The following is a 20,068-nucleotide window of genomic DNA, read 5'->3' as shown; positions in this document are numbered from 1 at the left end:
CGCTTTACCTCCCGATTACTGCTTTATTCTTGGCAGCCCATTCCTCATGCGCAGCCTTCACATTGGCATAACTATAACGGTGCTCCGGTGTTCCCCCGTGGCGGCGCACCGCATCTATATGAGACTTAGTCCCATATCCTTTGTGATCCCCCAAACCATATCCCGGATACTCCCTATCCAAATCAATCATCAGCTCATCACGAGATTGTTTGGCCAAAACACTGGCAGCAGCGATACAACGCGCAGCAGTATCACCACCGATAATGGGCAGAGATGGGCAGGTAAGACCCGGAACACGCATGGCGTCGATAAGCACATATCCGGGTTGCTTCGATAACAAAGCAATAGCCCTTCTCATACCTGAAATATTGGCATGCTGGATGCCATATCTATCAATTTCCGAAGCCGAGATATGCAGTATCGACCAGGCCACAGCATATTTTTTAATAAGAGGGTAGAGCTCCTCCCGCATTCGGGAAGAGAGCTTCTTAGAGTCTGTCAAAGTAGCTAGCGCTGCGATCGGCCGGGAAGGCAAAATGCATGCGGCAATCGTAATTGGACCACAACAAGAACCACGTCCAGCTTCATCTATCCCGGCGACCGGGCCCAAACCCCATTTTTCTAGCGTTCCTTCAAATGTCCGGAGGTGTTTGAGCTTACGGATTTTAACCCTTTGAGGTTCAGGCAAAAGAATGTTTTTATCAGCCTCTTGCCTCTTAGGAATCAATCTAGTTTCCTTGTCCTTGAATATCGTAATCCTCTACACTGCCGATTCGATCGAACGGGAAGATCTTAAACTGAACCTTGCCTTTGATGTGATCGCGCGGAATAGTTCCTTGGAACTGATCGCCAATGTGATAACGAGAATCCATCGAGTTTGTTCGGTTATCTCCCATCATGAAATAACTGTCTGCGGGAACAGTAACGGGTCCAAAATAGAACCCACCACACGCATCGGAACCAGTCGCTGGGTCCACGGGATAAGCCGGAGGATTCTGAATGTAGGAAGAGTCAACCACTTTTCCGTTTACTTTAATCCCCTCATCGCCTTCCAAACACTGCACGGTCTGCCCCCCGGTTGCAATGATTCGTTTCACCAAATCATTCTCATCTGGAGCGACGAGTCCAACAAATGCACCTACATTTTGCAGTCCGCGCACTAGAGAATTCTGGGATCTTTGTGAGACAAAAGAAGAGTTCCAGGAATCCGTCCCTTCAAAGACAATAACGTCTCCAGGTTTTGGATCGCTGAAGTGATAACTCACTTTATCCACAAAAATGCGATCCCCTGTACAACCAGCACATCCGTGCAGCGTTGGTTCCATTGACTGGCTAGGAATCATATAAACGCGCCCCACGAAGGTTTGCAGCATTGTAATAACTAACAACGTCACTACGACAACAAGTGGTATCTCTACGAACCAGGGCAACGGCTTCTTATCTTCAGCAGAATCAGCCTTTGCATCTCGATCCATCGCGTCAGTGCGCATCTGCGGCTTGAAATCACGGTCCGCCGTGTTGAACCCATTACTCTGATCAGTCACAACGAATGATGTTAGCAGCGTTAAGGTAAACCTCGCGTAGATGGATGTTTTAATACCTCACATTTAAATCACATACCCAGGCTGCACTTTTGCTTTTATATGCTTCTATTTGACATAGACCACCATAAAAAGTCCTGTTCACCTTCAGCCTTAAACAAAAAGAAAAGCCTCCAACCGCATGAAAACCATGCAGGTCAGAGGCCCGAAACGCCGAATATTAGCGCTTTTCCTTGATTTTAGCTGCTTTGCCGCGTAGATCACGCAGGTAGTAAAGCTTCGCACGACGAACAGCGCCGCGAGTTACAACCTCGATCTTCTCGATGTTTGGAGTGTGCACCGGGAAAGTACGCTCAACGCCGATACCGAAGGAAACCTTACGGACGGTGAAGGTCTCACGAACGCCAGAGCCCTGACGACGAATAACAACACCCTTGAACAGCTGGGTACGGGTCTTGTTACCCTCGATGACCTTAACGTGAACGTCAAGGGTATCGCCGGGACGGAAAGCAGGGATGTCGTTGCGCAATGATGCTGCATCGACTTTGTCAAGAAGGTTCATAAAACCAATCCTTACGTTTAAAAGACAGAGGAACCTAGCGGCGTCTCCCCCTACGATCGGGGCGCTCGACTGGTTCGTGCCCAAGACATGAAAAGCAGCTGCCCCTACACAAGAGACAGACAACGATGGAGATTATGCCATAACCACACACCGAGAACAACTTTTCTCCCACAGCACATTGTTAGTTCTCCGCTTTTCGATTCACATCTGCTATTTGAGTCCAGCGCGTCGCAAAGCTTCTGCCATTGCACCACCTGCTGAGTGCTGCGAGGGACCCCGCCTTTGCGACGTATTGCGTTTGCTGTTTCCTAGCGAAGAACGCCCATCTTTCGAGGTTTTTGCGTTACGAGAAGCCGATTTAGCAGCACCAGCGCCGGGCCCATCGGAAAGCTTCATAGAAAGGCTAATACGCTTACGCTCTGGGTCAACGTCCATTACTTTCACTTTGACCACTTGTCCAGATCGCACAACATAGTGAGGATCTGAGACAAAGGTTTCTGCTAGCGCAGAAACATGCACTAGTCCATCTTGGTGAACCCCTACATCCACGAAGGCACCAAAGGCCGCCACGTTGGTCACCGTTCCTTCTAAGATCATTCCCGGAATCAAATCAGAGATTTTCTCTACCCCTTCTTTAAAGGTAGCCGTGGCAAATTCTGGCCGGGGGTCACGTCCCGGCTTATCCAACTCTGCAAGGATGTCTGTCACAGTAGGGACACCAAAATGGTCATCTGCAAAGTCTCGTGGTCTCAGCGTTTTAAGCACCGCTGTATTTCCGATAAGCCCATCTACACTCAGCCCCGTTTCCTCGGCGATCCGCCGCACTACTGGGTAAGCCTCAGGATGTACAGCAGAGGAGTCCAAGGGATCGCGCGCACCGCTGATCCTTAAAAAGCCAGCGCACTGCTCAAAAGCTTTAGGACCTAAACGCGGAACTTTCTTTAGAGAAGCCCGGGAGACAAAGCTACCGTGTTCATCCCGGTACTGCACGATGTTTTCTGCAATGGTCGGGCTGATTCCAGCTACTCTAGAAAGCAGAGGAACTGAAGCCGTATTGAGGTCAACACCCACAGCATTCACAGCATCTTCCACCACTGCATCAAGGGTTTTGGCCAAAGCAGCTTGGTTTACATCATGTTGATATTGGCCGACCCCAATCGCTTTAGGGTCTATCTTGACCAGCTCCGCGAGGGGATCCTGCAACCGGCGCGCAATAGAAACTGCGCCACGCAAAGAAACATCCATAGTGGGAAATTCTTTCGCTGCCAGCTCCGATGCCGAATACACTGATGCACCTGATTCCGATACAACGACAGGGGTGGGGCGATTCCCACCAGCTTTTTTAATTAAGTCTGCAACTTCTCCCGCAAGTTTCTCTGTCTCGCGGGATGCCGTACCATTCCCCACAGCCATAAGGTCTACGCCATGCGTTGCGCATGCCGACGCTAACTGTTGCACAGATTCTGACCACTTATTTTGTGGCTGATGTGGATAGACGATGAGCGTATCTAATACTTTCCCTGTGTGATCTACAACGGCACATTTCACTCCGTTGCGGTAACCGGGGTCAAGGCCAAGGGTCGCACGCTGACCTGCTGGGGCAGCAAGAAGAACATCCTTAAGGTTCCGAGCAAACACATCAAGCGCGCCTTCTTCTGCTCGCTCTTTTAGACGCATGCGAACATCGAGGCCTGAGGAGACAACTAATTTGGTCTTCCAGCCCCAGCGAACAGCAGACGCAAACCAAGGGGAAGAAGTATCAAGACCAAAATGGTCTGCGATCATGCCCTCATAAATCGACTCGTCTCCAGGATCAAGGTTTAAATGCAACACCCCCTCTTTTTCTCCGCGGAAAAGCGCCAGGATCCGGTGGCTAGGCAAAGACGTAAAAGGCTCTGAAAACTCAAAATAATCTTTAAACTTTGCGCCTTCTGCTTCTTTGCCTTCCACAGGACTGGCGATAATAGACCCGGCAGCAAACATCCGCTCTCGGACTTCTCCCACTAGGTCCGCATTCAGAGCGAAACGATCAATAAGGATTTCTCGTGCGCCTTCGAGGGCTTTCTTGACGTCCTCAAATCCCTCCGTGACAAAGTCACTAGCAAGCTGATCCGGGTTCTCATGGGGTGCGTCGATAAGCTTATCCAGAAGCTGCTCCAGCCCTGCTTCCCGTGCTATATCCGCTTTAGTCTTTCGTCGCTTCTTATAAGGAAGATATAGATCTTCCAAACGGGCTTTTGTATCGCATTCCAAGATCAAAGTTTTGAGCTTTTGATCGAGTTTTCCTTGCTCTTCAATAGCAGCGAGAATCGTCTGTTTTCGGTCCTCCAGTTCTCTAAGATAAGTAGCCCGTTCCTCGATGGCGCGCAGCTGCGAGTCATCGAGGCCGCCTGTGGCTTCCTTACGGTACCGAGCTATAAAGGGAACTGTATTACCTTCTGCGAGGAGTGCGAGAGCGGAAGCGACATTGCTTTCCTTAACTCCTAGCTCCTGAGCGATCTTCGCGGAAATCATTCACATCATTGTAGCGAGTTGCCTTTACTGTACCCAGAAGCGGGTAAACGGAGTTTCTCCTTTAAGAGGCACCTGCGGCGGTGAATTCTGCAGGTTCTGCGACTCTCCTCACCAAATCGGCAAGCTCTGTTTCAGGTGCTTGTCTCAGTTGCTCTCTGAAATCTTCTTTCATGATCGCACGCGCGAGGCGAGAAAGAATCTTTAGGTGTTGCTTTCCTGCATTAGCCGGAACACAAATAAGGAATACTAAATCGGTTTCTTCCCCATCAGTCCATTCGATTGGAGTATCCAAACGGGCAAGACCTACCATTGCAGTTTTAGTTCCTGCGCTGCGCGAATGCGGTATAGCAACTCCGTACCCTACGTTTGTCGAGCCTAATCTATCCCTATTCATCGACGCCTCTACTACAACCCGCGTATCCGAGATCCGTCCTGCATCAGCCCCTTTGTTTACAAGGCAACAAATAGCTTCTTCACGGTCATTTATGGAACCTGAATACACCAATTCATCTGTAATAATCGGTTCCCACGTCTTCGCTACTGCTACCTCAGTCTCTGATGCAGCTGCTTCTTGCGCATCAGCGGATACCAGAGACTGAGCAGAACTTGGCGACGCCATGTTTGCTTTTCTTCCGCTGAAACCCGCAAAGATCAAAGACAAAACACACGTGATGATCACGCCAACCGCTAAGGCTAAAAAGTAACCGCTCACGTTATCTACTGCACCAAGTACTGCGACGATAGGACCACCATGCATCACGTGGTCTTTAACTCCCAACGATCCTGCCAACGCAGCAGCAGCCGCTCCTCCGATCACATTCGCAGGGATAATCTGCAGTGGCCGTGCCGCAGCTAACGGAATAGCACCTTCTGTGATGCCAAAAAATCCCATAAAGACAGCCGCAATACCAGCATCTCTTTCAGGCTTAGAAAATAGACTGCGCCGCACCAATGTGGCCAGGCCTACTCCCAACGGTGGAACCGCAATTGCCGTGGCAATCATCCCCATAGGTAAAGCATTGCCAGCCGCAATAAGACCACCAGAGAAAAGAAACGCAGTCTTATTAAAGGGGCCGCCCATGTCAAAGGCTATCATTGCGCCAAGAAGTGCACCTAGAATCACAACAGATTCCCCTTGCATCGAGGCAAGGTATCCTGTGAGGGCCTCAAAAAGTGCCGCGATCGGATGCCCTAGAACGTAAATAAACAGAAGACCAACAATCGCCGTGGTAAGAATCGGAATCACGATAATCGGCCAAATAGGCGCTACATATTTGTGCACAGGGATCTTACGGATCCCCAACGCCACGTAACCGGAAAGAAACCCGGTAGCGATACCACCAATGAATCCAGCCCCTGCCTCTGAGTTATACAGCGACCCCGTAGTGGCTACCAGCCCTGTGATAAATCCTGGTGCCAGACCTGGACGATCAGCTATTGCCTGAGCAATGTATGCAGATAAGACCGGAACCATCAGGCTAAAAGCCAATACTCCCAGTTGTTGTACGGTATCCCAGAAAGATCCTTCGGGAATCTTGAGTCCTTCTGCTGTCGGTTCCCCGCCTATGGACAACGCAATAGCAAGTAGAAGACCACCGGTTACCACGAAAGGAATCATGTGAGAAACGCCGTTCATCAACGCGGCGTATACGGTTCTTCCCACCGAGCTCCTAGCGCCTGTACTTAGCCCCTGCTGAGGTAGCGCGGATAGAGATGGTGCGTCGTGTGCTGCAGAGAAGCTAGGTTTATCCTGGGTTTTCGCGGTATCAAGTACCCGATGCAATAACGAATTTGGTTCATGGATGGCTTGCGCAACTGACACGTTTATCAGGGGTTTCTGTGAGAAACGCGCTGTATCGATTGTTGTGTCGGCCGCGATAAGAATTGCGTCTGCACGCTTAATATCTTGTTCGCTAAAAGTTCCCTCGACACCAATAGAGCCATGCGTTTCTATCTTGAGTTCTATTCCCTCGGCAAGAGCGGCTTCGCTGAGGCGTTCCGCTGCCATGTACGTATGCGCGATTCCGGTCGGGCATGCAGTGATTGCAAGCACAAACGGAACCTGATGTACTGTTTCACTCATATTTCCGATCATAAGAGCGAAACCGACTCAGCGGTGGAATATTCATTATGCGGTTGGCAATGCCTCCTAAAGATTCACTTGGTACGAGCGCTTAGTCTACGTTCGCCTGCCATGCACACGCCGCGGTAGCCATGGCTTCTACGTGGCCCTCCACTGAGGTTCCATACCAATATGCATCCTGTGGCAGCAGCCCTACTACGACCTTTGTGGCAGATCTTAAGTCAAGCATGGAATAACCTGTGATCACGATGCGGTAAAGCTGTTCGGCGCTAGGAAGATGCCCTTCAACCTGTGCATAATGGGTTACCAGCATATTATCCGGTTCGCAGGTGAGGTCGATCGGATCAATCACGATGCCATTGGCCTCATAGCCCTGTGGTCCTAATTCATCGCGTAGCGCCGCCAATACGGTCTCACGCTGACTAGGAATAATCAAGACATTAATGTCAGTGGATATTTCTCTTTTCATATCTTTATCAACAGCGCACAGAAGCAATCATTCCCAGCCGTATACCTTCTTTTCCCTCTTGTGTTTTCATTCCTGTGACAACTGCGCTAAAAAGTCGCGATCCTTTTTATCTAGATCACACGATGCTAGTAATTCAGGTCGAACCTTGTGAGTGCGCTCCAGAGCTTTTTCCCGACGCCAACGGTCTACTTTTGCGTGGTTACCAGAGAAAAGAACATCGGGTACCTCTAGATCACGCCACACACGCGGCTTGGTGTAGCTGGGTCCTTCCAACAAACCATCGGAAAAAGAATCTTCCTCATGACTCCTTTTGTTTCCTAAAACTCCAGGGATCAACCGAACAATCGCTTCCGCGATAACGAGTACTGCCACTTCTCCGCCGATAAGCACGTAGTCTCCAATCGAGACTTCTCGTACGCGATAACGGTGAGACGCATCGTCGATAACGCGTTGGTCGATTCCTTCGTATCTTCCGCAAGCAAAAACGATGTGTGCTTCATTTGACCATTCTTGCGCATCTTTTTGTGTGAAGGGCTTACCTGCGGGTGTGGGAACAATAAGCAATGGCAGCGAGGAGTCTTCCTCCCTACGCTGGTACCCGGTCTGCTCTACGCCTTCAATCTCATCGTGTCGGGGTTTATCCAGGTGCGGAAGCGCAGATTTCAAGGATTTTGCCGCTAAAGCGCTACCGGTTCCTTGCGCTACATCATCAAGTGCAGGACCCCACACCGTTGGTTTCATGACCATACCGGGTCCCCCGCCAAACGGAGAATCGTCGACGGACTTGTGGGCGTCGGTTGCCCATTGTCGTAGATCATGTATTCCTACGCTCAGAATATCCTTCTCGATAGCTTTACCAAGCAAAGCATGACGAAGTGGATCCAAGTATTCCGGGAAGATCGTGATGACGTCGAGTCGAAGTTTTCCAGAATCCATTAAAGCTCCAAGAGTCCATCAGGAGGAGTAATCGTACACGTTCCCTCTTCAAGATTTACCTCTGGAACGATAGCGTGGACAAAGGGAATAAGCACTTGTTTGCCCTCGGTGAGCTTGACTTCCAGAATTTCTCCGGCGGGGCCATGCATCACTCCTGTTACCTCTCCGATCTTTTCCCCTTCTTGAATTACCCCTAACCCCTCAAGCTCATGATCGTAGAATCCTTCATCTCCATCATCATTTTTTAGTGGTGCAGCAAAGAACTGAGTCCCCCGCAGGCTATCTGCTGCTGTACGATCAGGAATTTCTTCAAATTTAATGAGCAGCCGTCCCTGATGAACCCGGCCGGTAGAAATAGTTAAGCGATGCTCTTTTTTCCCTTGCTTACCGTTGAGAACTTCTCCCACCGCAAAACGAATATCTGGATCGTCGGTGGTTACCTCAACGGCAACTTCCCCCTTGATCCCGTGAGATTTAACTACTCGACCAATCATTAATTCCATGGAGAATACTTTAACAGTTCCTCTTCACTGCTCTTTTCGCTTCCGCTCGCGTAGCTTTCCCGAGCATTTAACAGTTCCACCCCATCACTTCTTAGCCTTACGTCGCAGTTTAACTCAGAGGACACAAAAGCAGAGTTATCCTTGTTTAAAAACTATCTTTAAGCCGTGCAGGAGGAAACCTATGGATGTCCCAACCAACACCCCTCATACTTTTGGGGACGCTCATTACGATTCTGACGAAAGAAAAGCAACTATTCTCGATGTTTTACGTGAGGCTCCCAAAACCGATCCGGATCGTAAAATTCCAACGGTATCCAGACTCCTCCAGGCCGAAGGGGCAAATATCATTGTTTTTACTTTTACCCCGGGACAAATCCTCAATGATCACAAAGCGGCTCATCCCGTAACTATCCAATGCCTCAAAGGATCGCTTGACGTAGAATGCCCGGATCAAACCGTACGACTCACTCCGGGAAAAGTTCTTCATCTCCCGCAACGAGTGATCCATAAGGTGAGTTCCCCCTCCGAGGCTTCTTCCGAAGCAATTTTATTGTTAACAATGATGACAGGACAAAATTAAACGTCCAAGCGCATAAACAAAACCGCTTAAGATGAGCACTGCTCACCTAAGCGGTTTATGTGTTTAAAAAGCTAAAAAGATTTACTCTGCAGCAGCTTCTTCGGTAGCCTCTTCAGCTTTCTCAGCCTCAGCGGCAGCCTTAGCAGCTGCGTCTTCCTTAGCCTTACGCTTCTTCTCAGTGATAGCTTCAGCGGTAGGGCCCTCGTTAGCTTCTGCAAGCGCCTGGTTGAACAGCTCCAGCTTAGAAGGCTTAGGCTCTGCAACCTGCAAGGTGCCCTCAGCACCCTCAAGTCCTTTGTATTTCTGCCAGTCACCAGTCACTTTAAGCAGAGCAAGAACAGGCTCAGTTGGCTGTGCGCCAACGCCCAACCAGTACTGTGCACGCTCCGAATCGATCTTGATCACGGATGGGTTCTGCTTTGGCTCGTAAGTACCGATGTTCTCGATAACTTTGCCGTCGCGACGAGTACGAGCGTCTGCGATAACAACGCGGTAGTGCGGTGTACGGATCTTACCCATACGCTGCAGCTTGATTTTAACAGCCATGACAGGCTCCTTCTTGGGTCACTGGGAAGTACAGACGCTCTCTGCTTACGCATTAAGCCGGTTCATCCCTTGATTTACCTGCGGTGACTCAAACCGGCCGACCGTAGACGGTGACGGTATGACGCAGGAATGTCTTATTATGTTCCCTCAAAATTGAGACAACTTTAAATACGATACAGTACTATCCCCGGCGTTCCAATTTTCTAGAGTGAACTAGCCCAGAGAAGGTATCTAATTACTTCTTGCCACCAAAGTCGAGGTTGTTGAGATCAATATTTTCCATGCCTTTGGGTAGCTTTGGCATCCCCGGAAAATTCGGCATACCGCCTAAACCACCAGCACCGCCCATCTGTTCTTGCATCTTTTGCAGTTCGGCCATACTTGGCATCCCTGGCATACCACCATGCATAGCCCCACTCCGGTTTTTCACCGGTTTACGCTTACCATTTTTCCCTTTACGCCCCTTAGGCTTCTTCTTGGTTGCGCTACGTCCGACGCCCCCCATACCCAGCTGACCAGCCATCTTGCTCATCATCTTTTTCGCTTCAAAGAAGCGCTCTACTAGCTGATTCACGTCTGAGACAGCAACACCGGAACCACGTGCAATGCGTTTGCGTCGTGAGGCGTTCAAGATCTTAGGATCTTCACGCTCTGCCGGAGTCATACCACGGATAATGGCCTGAATTCGGTCCAATTGCTTCTCATCAACCATATCCGCCATCTGCGACATCTGTTTACCGCCAGGCAGCATCTTCAAGATATTGCCAAGCGGCCCCATTCTGCGCACCATCAGCATCTGGTTCAGGAAGTCCTCTAAAGTGAGCTCGCCTGAACCTAGTTTCTGGGCGGTTTCCATGGCTTGCTCTTGGTCAAGGTTCTTCTCTGCTTGCTCAATGAGAGTAAGCACGTCACCCATACCAAGAATCCTGCTGGACATGCGCTCGGGATGGAAGACATCAAAATCTTCCAGTTTTTCACCGGTAGAGGCGAACATGATGGGCTTACCGGTTACCTCGCGGATAGAAAGCGCTGCACCACCACGGGCATCGCCATCTAACTTGGTAAGCACAACACCTGTGAAATCAACGCCATCGCGGAAGGCTTCAGCTGTATTTACAGCATCCTGACCAATCATAGAGTCGATGACAAAAAGGACTTCATCAGGTCTAATAGCGTCACGGATATTCCGAGCCTGAGTCATCAAGGTCTCATCAATACCCAAACGACCAGCAGTATCTACGATAACTACGTCATGCTGAGCACGCTTTGCTTCCTCGATGCCCTGACGAGCTACTCCCACTGGGTCTCCGTGAGAGGTTCCCATTTCATGATCATTAGAATCAATGGATGTGCCGGGATCCGGCGCAAAAGTAGGAACACCTGCCCGCTCACCAACAATTTGCAGCTGTTGGACAGCGCCCGGGCGCTGCAGATCACATGCCACCAACATCGGTGTATGGCCTTGAGATTGAAGGTGTTTAGCCAGCTTTCCTGCAAGGGTGGTCTTACCAGCGCCTTGAAGACCCGCCAGCATAATCACTGTAGGAGGATTTTTAGCCAAATTCAGTCGACGAGTTTCCCCGCCAAGAATCGTGGTCAATTCCTCGTTGACAATCTTGATAACTTGCTCAGCAGGATTAAGAGCTTTAGATACTTCAACCCCTAGAGCACGATCTTTAATTCGTGCTATAAATCCGCGGACCACGGGTAAGGAAACATCAGCTTCCAACAGCGCCAACCGGATTTCACGCGCGACAGCATTGATGTCAGCCTCGGTGACTTTGCCCTTTGACCGTAGGCCTGACAGGGCATTGCCTAGCCGGTCAGACAGAGATTCAAACACGAAACGCACACTCCCTTTATGGATCTTCCCTGCGCACCTTTAACTATATTGCTGGGAAATCTCGCGTGGACTTGAAGATTAACGTCCCTATGTTAACCGTTAGTGAGCACCTTGGTCACGTCACGCTCAACTTTGGCTCGATCAAATCCCTCGGCAAGCTCGCACTGCATAATCATTGTCGCTCCGGGGTTGCTCATAGTCAGCCATAAAACATCAGGCAAAACACCCATCACCGCTCCTAACCCTCCTCTGCGGTCAGCCGTTCTTACCTCCAGAATATTGCCCACCCAAAACGTCGCAGAAGCACTCTTTCTGATATCTGGTAGAGATGAATGCACCCCTGATTTATAGGCCTGTACGAATTCACATGCATCAAAACCAGTTCCCACCGTGTTATGCACTTGAAGTTCTGCAATCGCATGTTGGGCTTCATCAGAGCCGCTCATTTTGAAGCGCGCAGACTCAATGTTCCAACCTTTGGCTGCGATCAATGCCAAGACCCTGACACTTTCTCGCATATACCGGCCTTTCCAATACACAGTGGCGTTGCCACTTTCTCTACAGGGGCTCGCGGTTGCTCCGGTTTGCAGATCATCTTGAACAAGTGGGCTGCATTTTTTAGGAACCAAGCCGATATCCAGCGGAATGTCGAACTCTGGCGGCTCAGGGGTCAACGAGGTAAGTCGAGCGCGGGCACGGCTACATAATGCTCGGGTACCGAGTTTCAGCACCGCACTCCACACCCCTGGCGCTGTGCCTTCAGCATCCGCTTCTACCAGGGATTCCAACAGGTTGAGGGTTAGAAGATCATAATTGACAGCGTCTAAAAGCATGTTTACGGCTTTGTCGCTGGTTGGATCATAACGGCCGACAATCTGTGAAATCTTTGTGTGTTCTACGACTAGGGTCTCCACCACATTCACGTCTTGTTCATTCAACCGGAGCTTTCGTCCCATTTCCACAACAAATTCTGCACCCACAATCTCATGGGGTCTGTCGTATCCCTTACCAACGTCATGGAATAGTGCAGAAAGAAACAAAAGATCAGGACGAGCAACGCTAACGCTTCTTGCTGCACAATTCGCTGTGACTACGAGACTATGCTGATCAATTGTGTGAATGTGGACTGCTTCTCGTGGCATCCTGCCCCTGATATGTCCCCATTGGGGGATCATTTTCTCCCAAAATCCATGATCATCAAGTTGTTGAATAACTCGCGAGCTATGAGCCGACGAGCTCAAAAGCTCAAAAAAATCGCCGGCCGCGCCTACCGGCCATGGAACTGGTAAGTCAGGAAGGTTCTCCAGACGAGGCCATACGGAGTCGCTGATAGGCATTCCCGTGCGCGCGCTTGCAGCCGCTACGCGAAGGACTAAAGCAGGGTCCTTTAGATTAGGATTACGAGACAAGGAAATTTCCTCGTCAACAGCCACTACATCCACGTCTATGGGGCGGCGTACCGCTCGCCTTACCTGACTACGCCGGGGAAGGGCATGCCGGGCAGTACTGAGTGCGTGATTAGTGGCGTCATTAATAGTCCTGGCTGCTTGAGCTATGACACGGGAAAGCTCGTATCTATCATCAAACCCCAAATCGAGTGCAATATCTGCGGCAAATTCCGGATCCAAAACATCTCGAGCTCGCCCAGCGTGTTGATGTAGTAAGGTGCGAACGTCGAGAAGCAGCCTGCGTTGAGAATCAAGCGGTGGCGCATGGCAGAGGTGCCCTAACGCAAGTGCCCGTATTAGCTCAATGCCCCTGAGTCCGCCGCGACCGTGCTTGAGATCAGGGTGAGTCATTGCAACGACGGAGCCAGAGCGACGCCAACGGGCAATAGCGGTATCGGAAACCGCATTAAAGTTTTTGTTCAGCTCCCTACGCCAGGTTTCTAGGGTCAGCTGTCTAGTCTGCTCTGTCAGCGTGGGATCGCCACTAACGTGCCGCACATCAAGCAACGCCAACGCAGCCGTTGAATCGTCTGAGACCATGTTGGCGCATTCCTGTGGAGTACGTACCGCATAGTCAAGACGCATTTTTGCGTCCCAAATCGGATACCACAAATCTGCAATACCAGAGAGATTTAATCCCGGTTGGTGGAGCAGAATTAAATCCAAGTCCGATTTGGAGGTCATCTCCCTCCGAGCAAAGGAACCTGTTGCGGCCAGCGCGGCTCCCTCGGGGATGCTAAGCTCCTCCACCAACGCCTGCGAACTTCGATAGGCAGATTCTCGAATCTCTAGTGCTCGTTGCGACCCACCATTCTTAGGCGCATGAGTCACAGCTGTTGCGCACGTAGTTTTATCGCATGCCTCAGTCGCCGAATGCGTCACAATCTATCCTTAGCGGAACTCTATCTTCAGTTCAAGAAACCCCAGCAACTGAAAACCCCTCGACTATTGCGCTGAATAACTGCACTTAGACTGCATCAGAACCGCGCTCACCTGTACGAACACGAATCAGATCGTCGACAGGGGTGACCCACACTTTACCGTCGCCGATTTTTCCCGTGTGTGCCGAATCAACAACTGCGCGCACTACGTCATCTAGAAGTTCATCATCAATAACGATTTCAATCTTGACCTTTGGTATAAAGTCCACGGCATACTCAGCGCCACGATAAACCTCTGTATGCCCTTTTTGTTGGCCAAAACCTTGGGTCTCTGTAACTGTCATGCCGTGCACCCCCACTTGCCCCAGAGCATCCTTAATGTCTGTCAGCGTAAAAGGCTTAACAATGGCAGTAACGAGCTTCATTGAGAGATCTCCTCATTTTATTCATACAACTGCAACTAAAGGATAACGACGGTTCCGCATTGTTCTACACTGACTCGTCCTTAACCTCAGTGATATTAATCTTCCGATTTTCTAGTCTAGCCAGTCTGGAGCAATCAATGCTGCTTGCACTGATTAAGTGCTGCTATCCACTCTGTATTATCACCTCATTGTGTTATCTCCCCCTGTACTGAATAAATGTTAGAGATCGCCTCCGACAACGTATAACCAGGAGGCACACAAAACCCCTTGTGGATGAGCATTCTCTTACACTCACACACAAGGGGTTTTAGCTTGTTTTTTTAACCAAGCAACGCGTCAACAAATCCCTCTACTTCAAAGGGCGCCAGGTCATCGGCACCTTCTCCCAGTCCGACCAATTTGACGGGAACCCCAAGGTCTTCTTGAACCTGGAAGACAATACCGCCCTTGGCAGTGCCGTCTAATTTGGTCAAAACTACACCCGTAATGTTCACAACCTCACGGAAAGTTCGTGCCTGGGTAAGTCCGTTCTGGCCTGTGGTTGCATCAAGAACGAGAAGAACCTCATCAACCACAGCCTTCTTTTCCACTACCCGCTTGACCTTCCCCAACTGATCCATCAAGTTACTTGAGTTGTGAAGGCGACCTGCGGTATCTACAAGAACCACATCAGCACCGATTTTAACTCCCTCTGCAACCGCATCAAAAGCAACCGAGGCAGGGTCAGCTCCTTCAGCACCTCGAATTGTACGTGCGCCGACTCGACGTCCCCACGTTTCAAGCTGATCAGCCGCCGCGGCGCGGAAAGTATCTGCAGCACCTAAGACCACTGAGTGCCCCATAGCTACTAGCACACGCGCAAGCTTGCCTGTCGTTGTAGTTTTACCAGTACCATTTACTCCCACTACCAAGACCACAGCAGGTTTGCCCTCATAAGGTATCGCCTTAATAGAACGGTCAAGCTCGGGTTTGCATGCACGGATTAAACATTCTTTGAGCATCGCACGTGCTTCGGCTTCACTAGCCACGCCCCGCTCCGCGATCATTTCGCGCAAGTCATCTACCACTTTTGTCGTGATAGCCACTCCCAGATCAGCTTGGATCAATTGTGCTTCAATGTCCTCCCAAGCGTCTTCATCAAGTTCACCTGCAGAAAGCATGCCCAAAACGGACTTCCCAAAAACATTCTGGGATCGCGACAGTCGGCCGCGGAGCCGTCCAATGCGTCCAGCTGCCGGAGCTATGTCCTCTTGGGGTTGCGCTTTAGCGTCTTCTGCCCTATCAGCACTTTCCTCGGACTTCTCGGTGATCTCTTGTAATGCCTGCTCCGCACCAGCTGCGGCAGCACTGGCTGCAGCAGCTGCTTCATGTGCATCTTCTTCTAGCTTGATCTCTTGATCTTGGTCTTCAACGTGCGCGACAGACTCTTTTATCGAGTCGGCTACTGGCGCCTCGTGGAATTCTTCAAGCTCCTTAAAGTTTTCTTCAATATGCTTCGCCTGTTTTTCTGCTTCTTGCTGCCGTTCAAATCTCTCTTGTTCCTCAGCAGCACTTTTAGTAGCAGAATCTGCATCCGACTCGGATTCTGCGTGATGAGCTACCGGCATTTCTGAATCAGACACTGGATCGAGTAGCTCCGATTCATTGAGATGCACATCAGTTTTTTCTGTTCCTGATGCTGCTACTGCTTCCTCTGAGAAGGTGTTCTCCGAAGGCGCTTCAGCAGGTACAGAAGCCGGCGGAGTCACAGGAAGTTTTTCTCCGGGAGCTGAGGAAGCCGCCTGGCCAGCGGAAAAGTTGAAACCGCCTTGAGCTTGATAGTTTCCAGAGCGTTCTTGCTGTGTGAGTTGTTTTGTTTCGTCCTGATCACTGCGATCAAAACTAATGGTCTTAGATCGCTTCCGGCTAATGCCAATAGCAATAACCGCGATGAGAACAAGGATGACAATAAGGATGCCGATTAGCACAGGAGTTGACATACCTCTAATAGTTGCAAATTCTTGTGGGTTTTACACCTCTGTGGTCTCTATATCCTCTCACAGCCACTTAATCAGCAATATAAAACTCCGTAGGACGTAGGTTCCTGCCACGCCTTACGGAGTTCTAACACGCTGCCCGATTAGCTCAGGATTAAGCGATCCCAGGTTTAGCCAACGCCAGGATGATAGCGTCTGCAGCTATCAGGTCTCCGGTGACAAGATCCGGCACGACGTCGGCAAGCTTTGCCCAACCAGGCGTGGCTGCATCAAGTGTTTTATTAGAAGACACCAGACCATGAGCGTGCATTCGAGCGGCCAAAGCCAAGACTAGGGAAACCACCGGCGTCAGCGCCCACAAGTTCTCATGCGCATCGGTGTCTACACCATCGAGCTTGTCAAAGCGGATTCTCGCCATTGAATAGAGAGTCTTGTTAGTGCTACGCAGAGTACGAAGCAACGTTACCGCCGACTTAATTAACCCCTCGTTGCTTAATAGCTCACGTAATTCGGTGCGTTTATTAAAAGTTTCAAAGACCGCAAGCAAACGTGTTCCGTCATCCATAAGGGATCCGGGAACGATTTGTGAGCGTGAAAAGAACATTTCCAGGAGCGCTGCTTGCTGTGCTTTAGCCATACTTGCAATCGCTACTGTCGATTTATCAATGCACGCTGTATCCAGCGTAGTGTCTCGTCCAGTCTTCAGAATGCTGACAACGTTATCACCAGCAATATCTTTGATGTTGGCAAGAATTTCTCGCTTTGCAGCTATACCGTCACTGATTTTCTTTCGACCTGTATGAGTCTTTGGCTGGGCTTCTCCGACTAGTACAGCAGCTGCTAAGTCTTCATCCGTCGCAGACGTCTCGTTAGAGTCCTGAGTGGGCAACTCTAGCGGTTTTCCGTCTGCTCCTGTCATTGCGTCCAAGGATCCCAACAGCTCTAACACACCGATCCACGGTGCCCGGTGATGAGTTCCTACTCCTGCTTCAAACCTAGCGCGCACCAATCCGCTTTCTACCACGCGTCCTGGTTGCTTACCAGCGGGAACAAGCGATTCCGAAAGACCCGTCAGAGCAGCACTCGGATTGCTACTAAACACTTTGCGCACAGACTTAGCGGATTCTCCCGAGGCTACACCCGTGGTCACCATATCCCAGAGCACTGGCATGATGCTTTCCGACGCCGACACTTCCTCAGTTTCCCCGGCCAAAAACGCTGACAAAGCCCCTAACGCGGGATCACTCCCCTCAAAGTGACCAGGTTGCTCAAGAACAACCGCATTTTCTCCAGGAGACACCGGCGCGATGAGGGTCATAAAACGATCCACCGTATGTACCTGAGCAATAAGATTGCCGGCGTTTACAAGTGAACTTGGCAGCTTCACGGATCCCTCGGTAACAGGAAGAGCCCGTGCCGGGGCCCAAGGCGCCGTAGCAGGCCATACCCAGACCCCCAAAGGACGATCCCCGCCACCAGAAACCACAATGGTCTCATCAACCAGGCTTAATTCTTCTGCATCGGAAGAATGAATATCTGCCAGTGCAACAGAAACACGCCGATCACTTACAGGATCTGTCCATTCAAAATCCACACGCCCGGATGACAACATACTGGTAGAGCTAACAATAGTTGCCATGGGGGTGACGTAAGTGAGACCGCTATCATTACTACGTAAACGCGCGGTTTTCACTGGAGCGCCATGGTGATTGCGCACAGTAATCTTGGGATCGCCAAGCTCACCCCGACCGCGGATGCGCAAGGTACCGCGTATATCGATATCGCGCGGGCGAAGGGTTAAGCGGCTTGCTCTCCACATCGGAGGTTCCGTAAGCAGCGGAAACTCAAAAGCGAGACTCGGCGGGCTGAAGCGAAGCGGAAGCTGGTCCCCCTCCTCCGTGGATACGACCACGTTGGCTGCTGGTTCCAGTGCCCGCACCACAACATCAGATGGTTCAACGATAAATTCCTTATCACCTGGGCGCAGGGTAAGTACTGTTTCTGATAAACCGCCGCCAGAAGGAATGCGGAAAGAACGGCACGCGCCGATGACGTTGATATTTGCGTGCGCTCCCTCAACGATTGCGTATTCGTGCCTAAAGCTTTCATTTCGAGGACCGCGCAAACGCACAAGATATTCACCAACCCATGGTGCGTCATATAGCTCAGGGTCGAAAACGGCAAAAGCACCGCCCTCAGCGGGGACTTCCAGGGGCTCCGGCGGTGCGACCTCTTCACCCGCAGAACCGACGCCACCAAATGAGGAGATAGTCAGGTACCAAGTTTCTGTTTGCCCAGATGGAGTGGGAGGAAAATCTGCAACAAGCGACTCGGCATAAATAGGAAGCCCACCGGAGCTAGTCAAATAATCAATTGCGTGATCAGGCGATCTGAAAATCACACGTTGGCGAGGATCAACGCTACGCACCCGATCCATACTGGGGTTGGCACCAGGGGCCACGGTAGCAATGGAAGCCACGGTGTTTACGTCTAGATCGTGGCACAACCACCCCTCCCAGCCTTCTACGGTGAAAGAGTCAGATTCATAGATCTCATGATCACTAACCACGTCCATCAAAGTGACATCGGCGGGGGCTAAGACAAGAAGATTATGGCGATGCAGCGAAACTTTATCCGTAACGTTAGTACCGCGTGATGTAAAGATCACGGCTGGATCGTCATTATCCACGACCGGCACGTTCCACGTAATTCCATTGGTTACGTCTTGGACGGTGATTTCACGGACAGGATGGGAGATAGTGACATCCAGTTGTTGCGACAGGCCGGAGACTTCCCCCCATGCGCACCCTGTGCGGTAGACCTTTGTGGTTCCGTCGATACTAACTCGCCAGTTGACCTCCCCAAAACTTCCGTCTTCCAGCATTGGCACGCGTTGTTCCGGAAGACGCAAACAAACTTTCTTGCGGGAAACATCAAGCAAAATTCGCGGACGTAGCTCACGGTTTGCCACGCCCACTGCACCTTCACGGTCCAAAGTTCCCACTGGACGTTCACGAAGTTCCGCGCGCACAGCTGCTGCGATAGGAGATGGAAGCTGCGGTTCGCAACACGCGTAGGAGCGATCAAACCAAGAATTTGTGTGCTCGATAGCAAAGTCTCGCAGTGCGGTAATACCCGTCAAAATCCTGGTAGCTTCTGCAGGAGCAATCTCAAGCGCGTGGGCAAACAGCCGTGGCGCTGCGGAGCCAACGATTATTTCTGTAACTTCTTTTGCAGTGGTTACCTCGTGAGCATCAAAAAGCTCAAGAAGCTCGGGAACCTCGTTATTTACGATGCCGGCATGGACGCACAATAGCTTAACGAGTTCAGTAAAATCTCCGACTGGCACCGCATAAACGCCAAGAGACGAGAAAGCTGCCGGCACTACCTGAAAAAGTACCTGCGCAACATCAACTCCCCCGACCACCTCTTGCGACTCTGGTGACAGCCCCAAGCCACCAAAATATTCAGCAATAAAGTTATCAGTGTTGACAACGCGACGTGCCCATCCAACCAGGGTGGTAACGGTTAGAGCCGGACTAACCCCCAATAGTGCATTCAGATCTGCTCCAGCAACAAGCTGGCGGGTAAGAAATATACCGTACAGCCGTTCGATTCTTTCAAGTTCATCGTCACGTAAATCAACGTTGATCACAAGCGTCTCAGATTGAAGCCGCTGAGCGAGTTCTAATTCTGTTTGCGAGGCCCAACCTAGCAGTGAATCCGTAAGATCTGCGATCGGATGAACTGACTCGCTCATG

At 50.6% G+C, this 20,068-nt stretch carries 15 protein-coding genes; 1 reads left to right on the top strand and 14 read right to left on the bottom strand.

Annotation, left to right across the window (positions count from 1 at the left end; genetic code table 11):
* Positions 1-4: 4 nt before the first annotated feature.
* The 8 genes from CpATCC19410_RS06580 to rimM all read right to left on the bottom strand — a co-directional run bounded on the left by CpATCC19410_RS06580 (position 5) and on the right by rimM (position 8,608).
* Entirely contained in the window at positions 5-694 is a 690-nt protein-coding gene (locus CpATCC19410_RS06580; protein ID WP_038616480.1) for a ribonuclease HII, read from the bottom strand.
* Positions 695-728: 34 nt separating this feature from the next.
* Positions 729-1,490, bottom strand: coding sequence for a signal peptidase I (gene lepB / locus CpATCC19410_RS06575; protein ID WP_013242176.1), 762 nt, complete (start codon positions 1,488-1,490; stop codon positions 729-731).
* Positions 1,491-1,761: 271 nt separating this feature from the next.
* Positions 1,762-2,103 carry a 50S ribosomal protein L19 gene (gene rplS, locus CpATCC19410_RS06570; protein ID WP_013242177.1) on the bottom strand — a complete coding sequence of 114 codons (342 nt, stop codon included), beginning with the start codon at positions 2,101-2,103 and terminating at the stop codon, positions 1,762-1,764.
* Positions 2,104-2,313: 210 nt separating this feature from the next.
* A complete protein-coding gene (locus CpATCC19410_RS06565; RefSeq protein WP_014401250.1) occupies positions 2,314-4,617 on the bottom strand; it encodes a Tex family protein in 2,304 nt (767 codons plus the stop codon).
* A 61-nt stretch (positions 4,618-4,678) separates the two neighbouring features.
* On the bottom strand, positions 4,679-6,712 hold the full coding sequence (locus CpATCC19410_RS06560; RefSeq protein ID WP_014300784.1) for a fructose-specific PTS transporter subunit EIIC: 2,034 nt from the start codon (positions 6,710-6,712) through the stop codon (positions 4,679-4,681).
* Positions 6,713-6,791: 79 nt separating this feature from the next.
* Entirely contained in the window at positions 6,792-7,169 is a 378-nt protein-coding gene (locus CpATCC19410_RS06555; protein WP_014401251.1) for a hypothetical protein, read from the bottom strand.
* A gap of 66 nt (positions 7,170-7,235) precedes the next feature.
* Positions 7,236-8,105, bottom strand: coding sequence for a tRNA (guanosine(37)-N1)-methyltransferase TrmD (trmD, locus tag CpATCC19410_RS06550; RefSeq protein ID WP_013242181.1), 870 nt, complete (start codon positions 8,103-8,105; stop codon positions 7,236-7,238).
* Positions 8,105-8,608 carry a ribosome maturation factor RimM gene (gene rimM / locus CpATCC19410_RS06545; RefSeq protein WP_013242182.1) on the bottom strand — a complete coding sequence of 168 codons (504 nt, stop codon included), beginning with the start codon at positions 8,606-8,608 and terminating at the stop codon, positions 8,105-8,107. The genes trmD and rimM overlap by 1 nt, the downstream gene beginning before the upstream one ends.
* 181 nt (positions 8,609-8,789) lie before the next feature.
* Between rimM and CpATCC19410_RS06540 the strand changes: the two genes are divergently transcribed.
* The gene (locus tag CpATCC19410_RS06540; protein ID WP_014300786.1) at positions 8,790-9,188 is read left to right on the top strand and encodes a cupin domain-containing protein; all 399 of its coding nucleotides are present in this window, start codon (positions 8,790-8,792) and stop codon (positions 9,186-9,188) included.
* A gap of 81 nt (positions 9,189-9,269) precedes the next feature.
* Here CpATCC19410_RS06540 and rpsP read toward each other — a convergent pair whose 3' ends face one another.
* From rpsP to CpATCC19410_RS06510, 6 genes are all read right to left on the bottom strand, one after another.
* Positions 9,270-9,734: a 30S ribosomal protein S16 gene (rpsP, locus tag CpATCC19410_RS06535; protein WP_013242184.1), complete on the bottom strand. Its 465-nt coding sequence runs from the start codon at positions 9,732-9,734 to the stop codon at positions 9,270-9,272.
* A 235-nt stretch (positions 9,735-9,969) separates the two neighbouring features.
* Entirely contained in the window at positions 9,970-11,577 is a 1,608-nt protein-coding gene (ffh, locus tag CpATCC19410_RS06530) for a signal recognition particle protein (protein ID WP_013242185.1), read from the bottom strand.
* A 92-nt stretch (positions 11,578-11,669) separates the two neighbouring features.
* A complete protein-coding gene (locus CpATCC19410_RS06525) occupies positions 11,670-13,907 on the bottom strand; it encodes a [protein-PII] uridylyltransferase (RefSeq protein WP_013242186.1) in 2,238 nt (745 codons plus the stop codon).
* Positions 13,908-13,992: 85 nt separating this feature from the next.
* On the bottom strand, positions 13,993-14,331 hold the full coding sequence (locus tag CpATCC19410_RS06520; protein WP_013242187.1) for a P-II family nitrogen regulator: 339 nt from the start codon (positions 14,329-14,331) through the stop codon (positions 13,993-13,995).
* A 320-nt stretch (positions 14,332-14,651) separates the two neighbouring features.
* Entirely contained in the window at positions 14,652-16,298 is a 1,647-nt protein-coding gene (gene ftsY / locus CpATCC19410_RS06515; protein WP_013242188.1) for a signal recognition particle-docking protein FtsY, read from the bottom strand.
* 163 nt (positions 16,299-16,461) lie between these two features.
* Positions 16,462-20,067, bottom strand: coding sequence for a hypothetical protein (locus CpATCC19410_RS06510; RefSeq protein WP_014522431.1), 3,606 nt, complete (start codon positions 20,065-20,067; stop codon positions 16,462-16,464).
* Position 20,068: the final 1 nt, after the last annotated feature.

The organism is Corynebacterium pseudotuberculosis (genome assembly GCF_002155265.1).
Lineage (GTDB): Bacteria > Actinomycetota > Actinomycetes > Mycobacteriales > Mycobacteriaceae > Corynebacterium > Corynebacterium pseudotuberculosis.
Note: the sequence above shows the minus strand (reverse complement) of the source record. Positions and strands in the feature narration are given on the sequence as shown.

What these genes read in the sequence shown, in the direction of transcription:
- lepB (WP_013242176.1), bottom strand. Translation starts at nt 1,490, where the DNA reads ATGCGCACTGACGCGATGGATCGAGATGCAAAGGCTGATTCTGCTGAA.
- rplS (WP_013242177.1), bottom strand. Translation starts at nt 2,103, where the DNA reads ATGAACCTTCTTGACAAAGTCGATGCAGCATCATTGCGCAACGACATC.
- CpATCC19410_RS06565 (WP_014401250.1), bottom strand. Translation starts at nt 4,617, where the DNA reads ATGATTTCCGCGAAGATCGCTCAGGAGCTAGGAGTTAAGGAAAGCAAT.
- CpATCC19410_RS06560 (WP_014300784.1), bottom strand. Translation starts at nt 6,712, where the DNA reads ATGATCGGAAATATGAGTGAAACAGTACATCAGGTTCCGTTTGTGCTT.
- CpATCC19410_RS06555 (WP_014401251.1), bottom strand. Translation starts at nt 7,169, where the DNA reads ATGAAAAGAGAAATATCCACTGACATTAATGTCTTGATTATTCCTAGT.
- trmD (WP_013242181.1), bottom strand. Translation starts at nt 8,105, where the DNA reads ATGGATTCTGGAAAACTTCGACTCGACGTCATCACGATCTTCCCGGAA.
- rimM (WP_013242182.1), bottom strand. Translation starts at nt 8,608, where the DNA reads ATGGAATTAATGATTGGTCGAGTAGTTAAATCTCACGGGATCAAGGGG.
- CpATCC19410_RS06540 (WP_014300786.1), top strand. Translation starts at nt 8,790, where the DNA reads ATGGATGTCCCAACCAACACCCCTCATACTTTTGGGGACGCTCATTAC.
- rpsP (WP_013242184.1), bottom strand. Translation starts at nt 9,734, where the DNA reads ATGGCTGTTAAAATCAAGCTGCAGCGTATGGGTAAGATCCGTACACCG.
- CpATCC19410_RS06520 (WP_013242187.1), bottom strand. Translation starts at nt 14,331, where the DNA reads ATGAAGCTCGTTACTGCCATTGTTAAGCCTTTTACGCTGACAGACATT.
- CpATCC19410_RS06510 (WP_014522431.1), bottom strand. Translation starts at nt 20,067, where the DNA reads ATGAGCGAGTCAGTTCATCCGATCGCAGATCTTACGGATTCACTGCTA.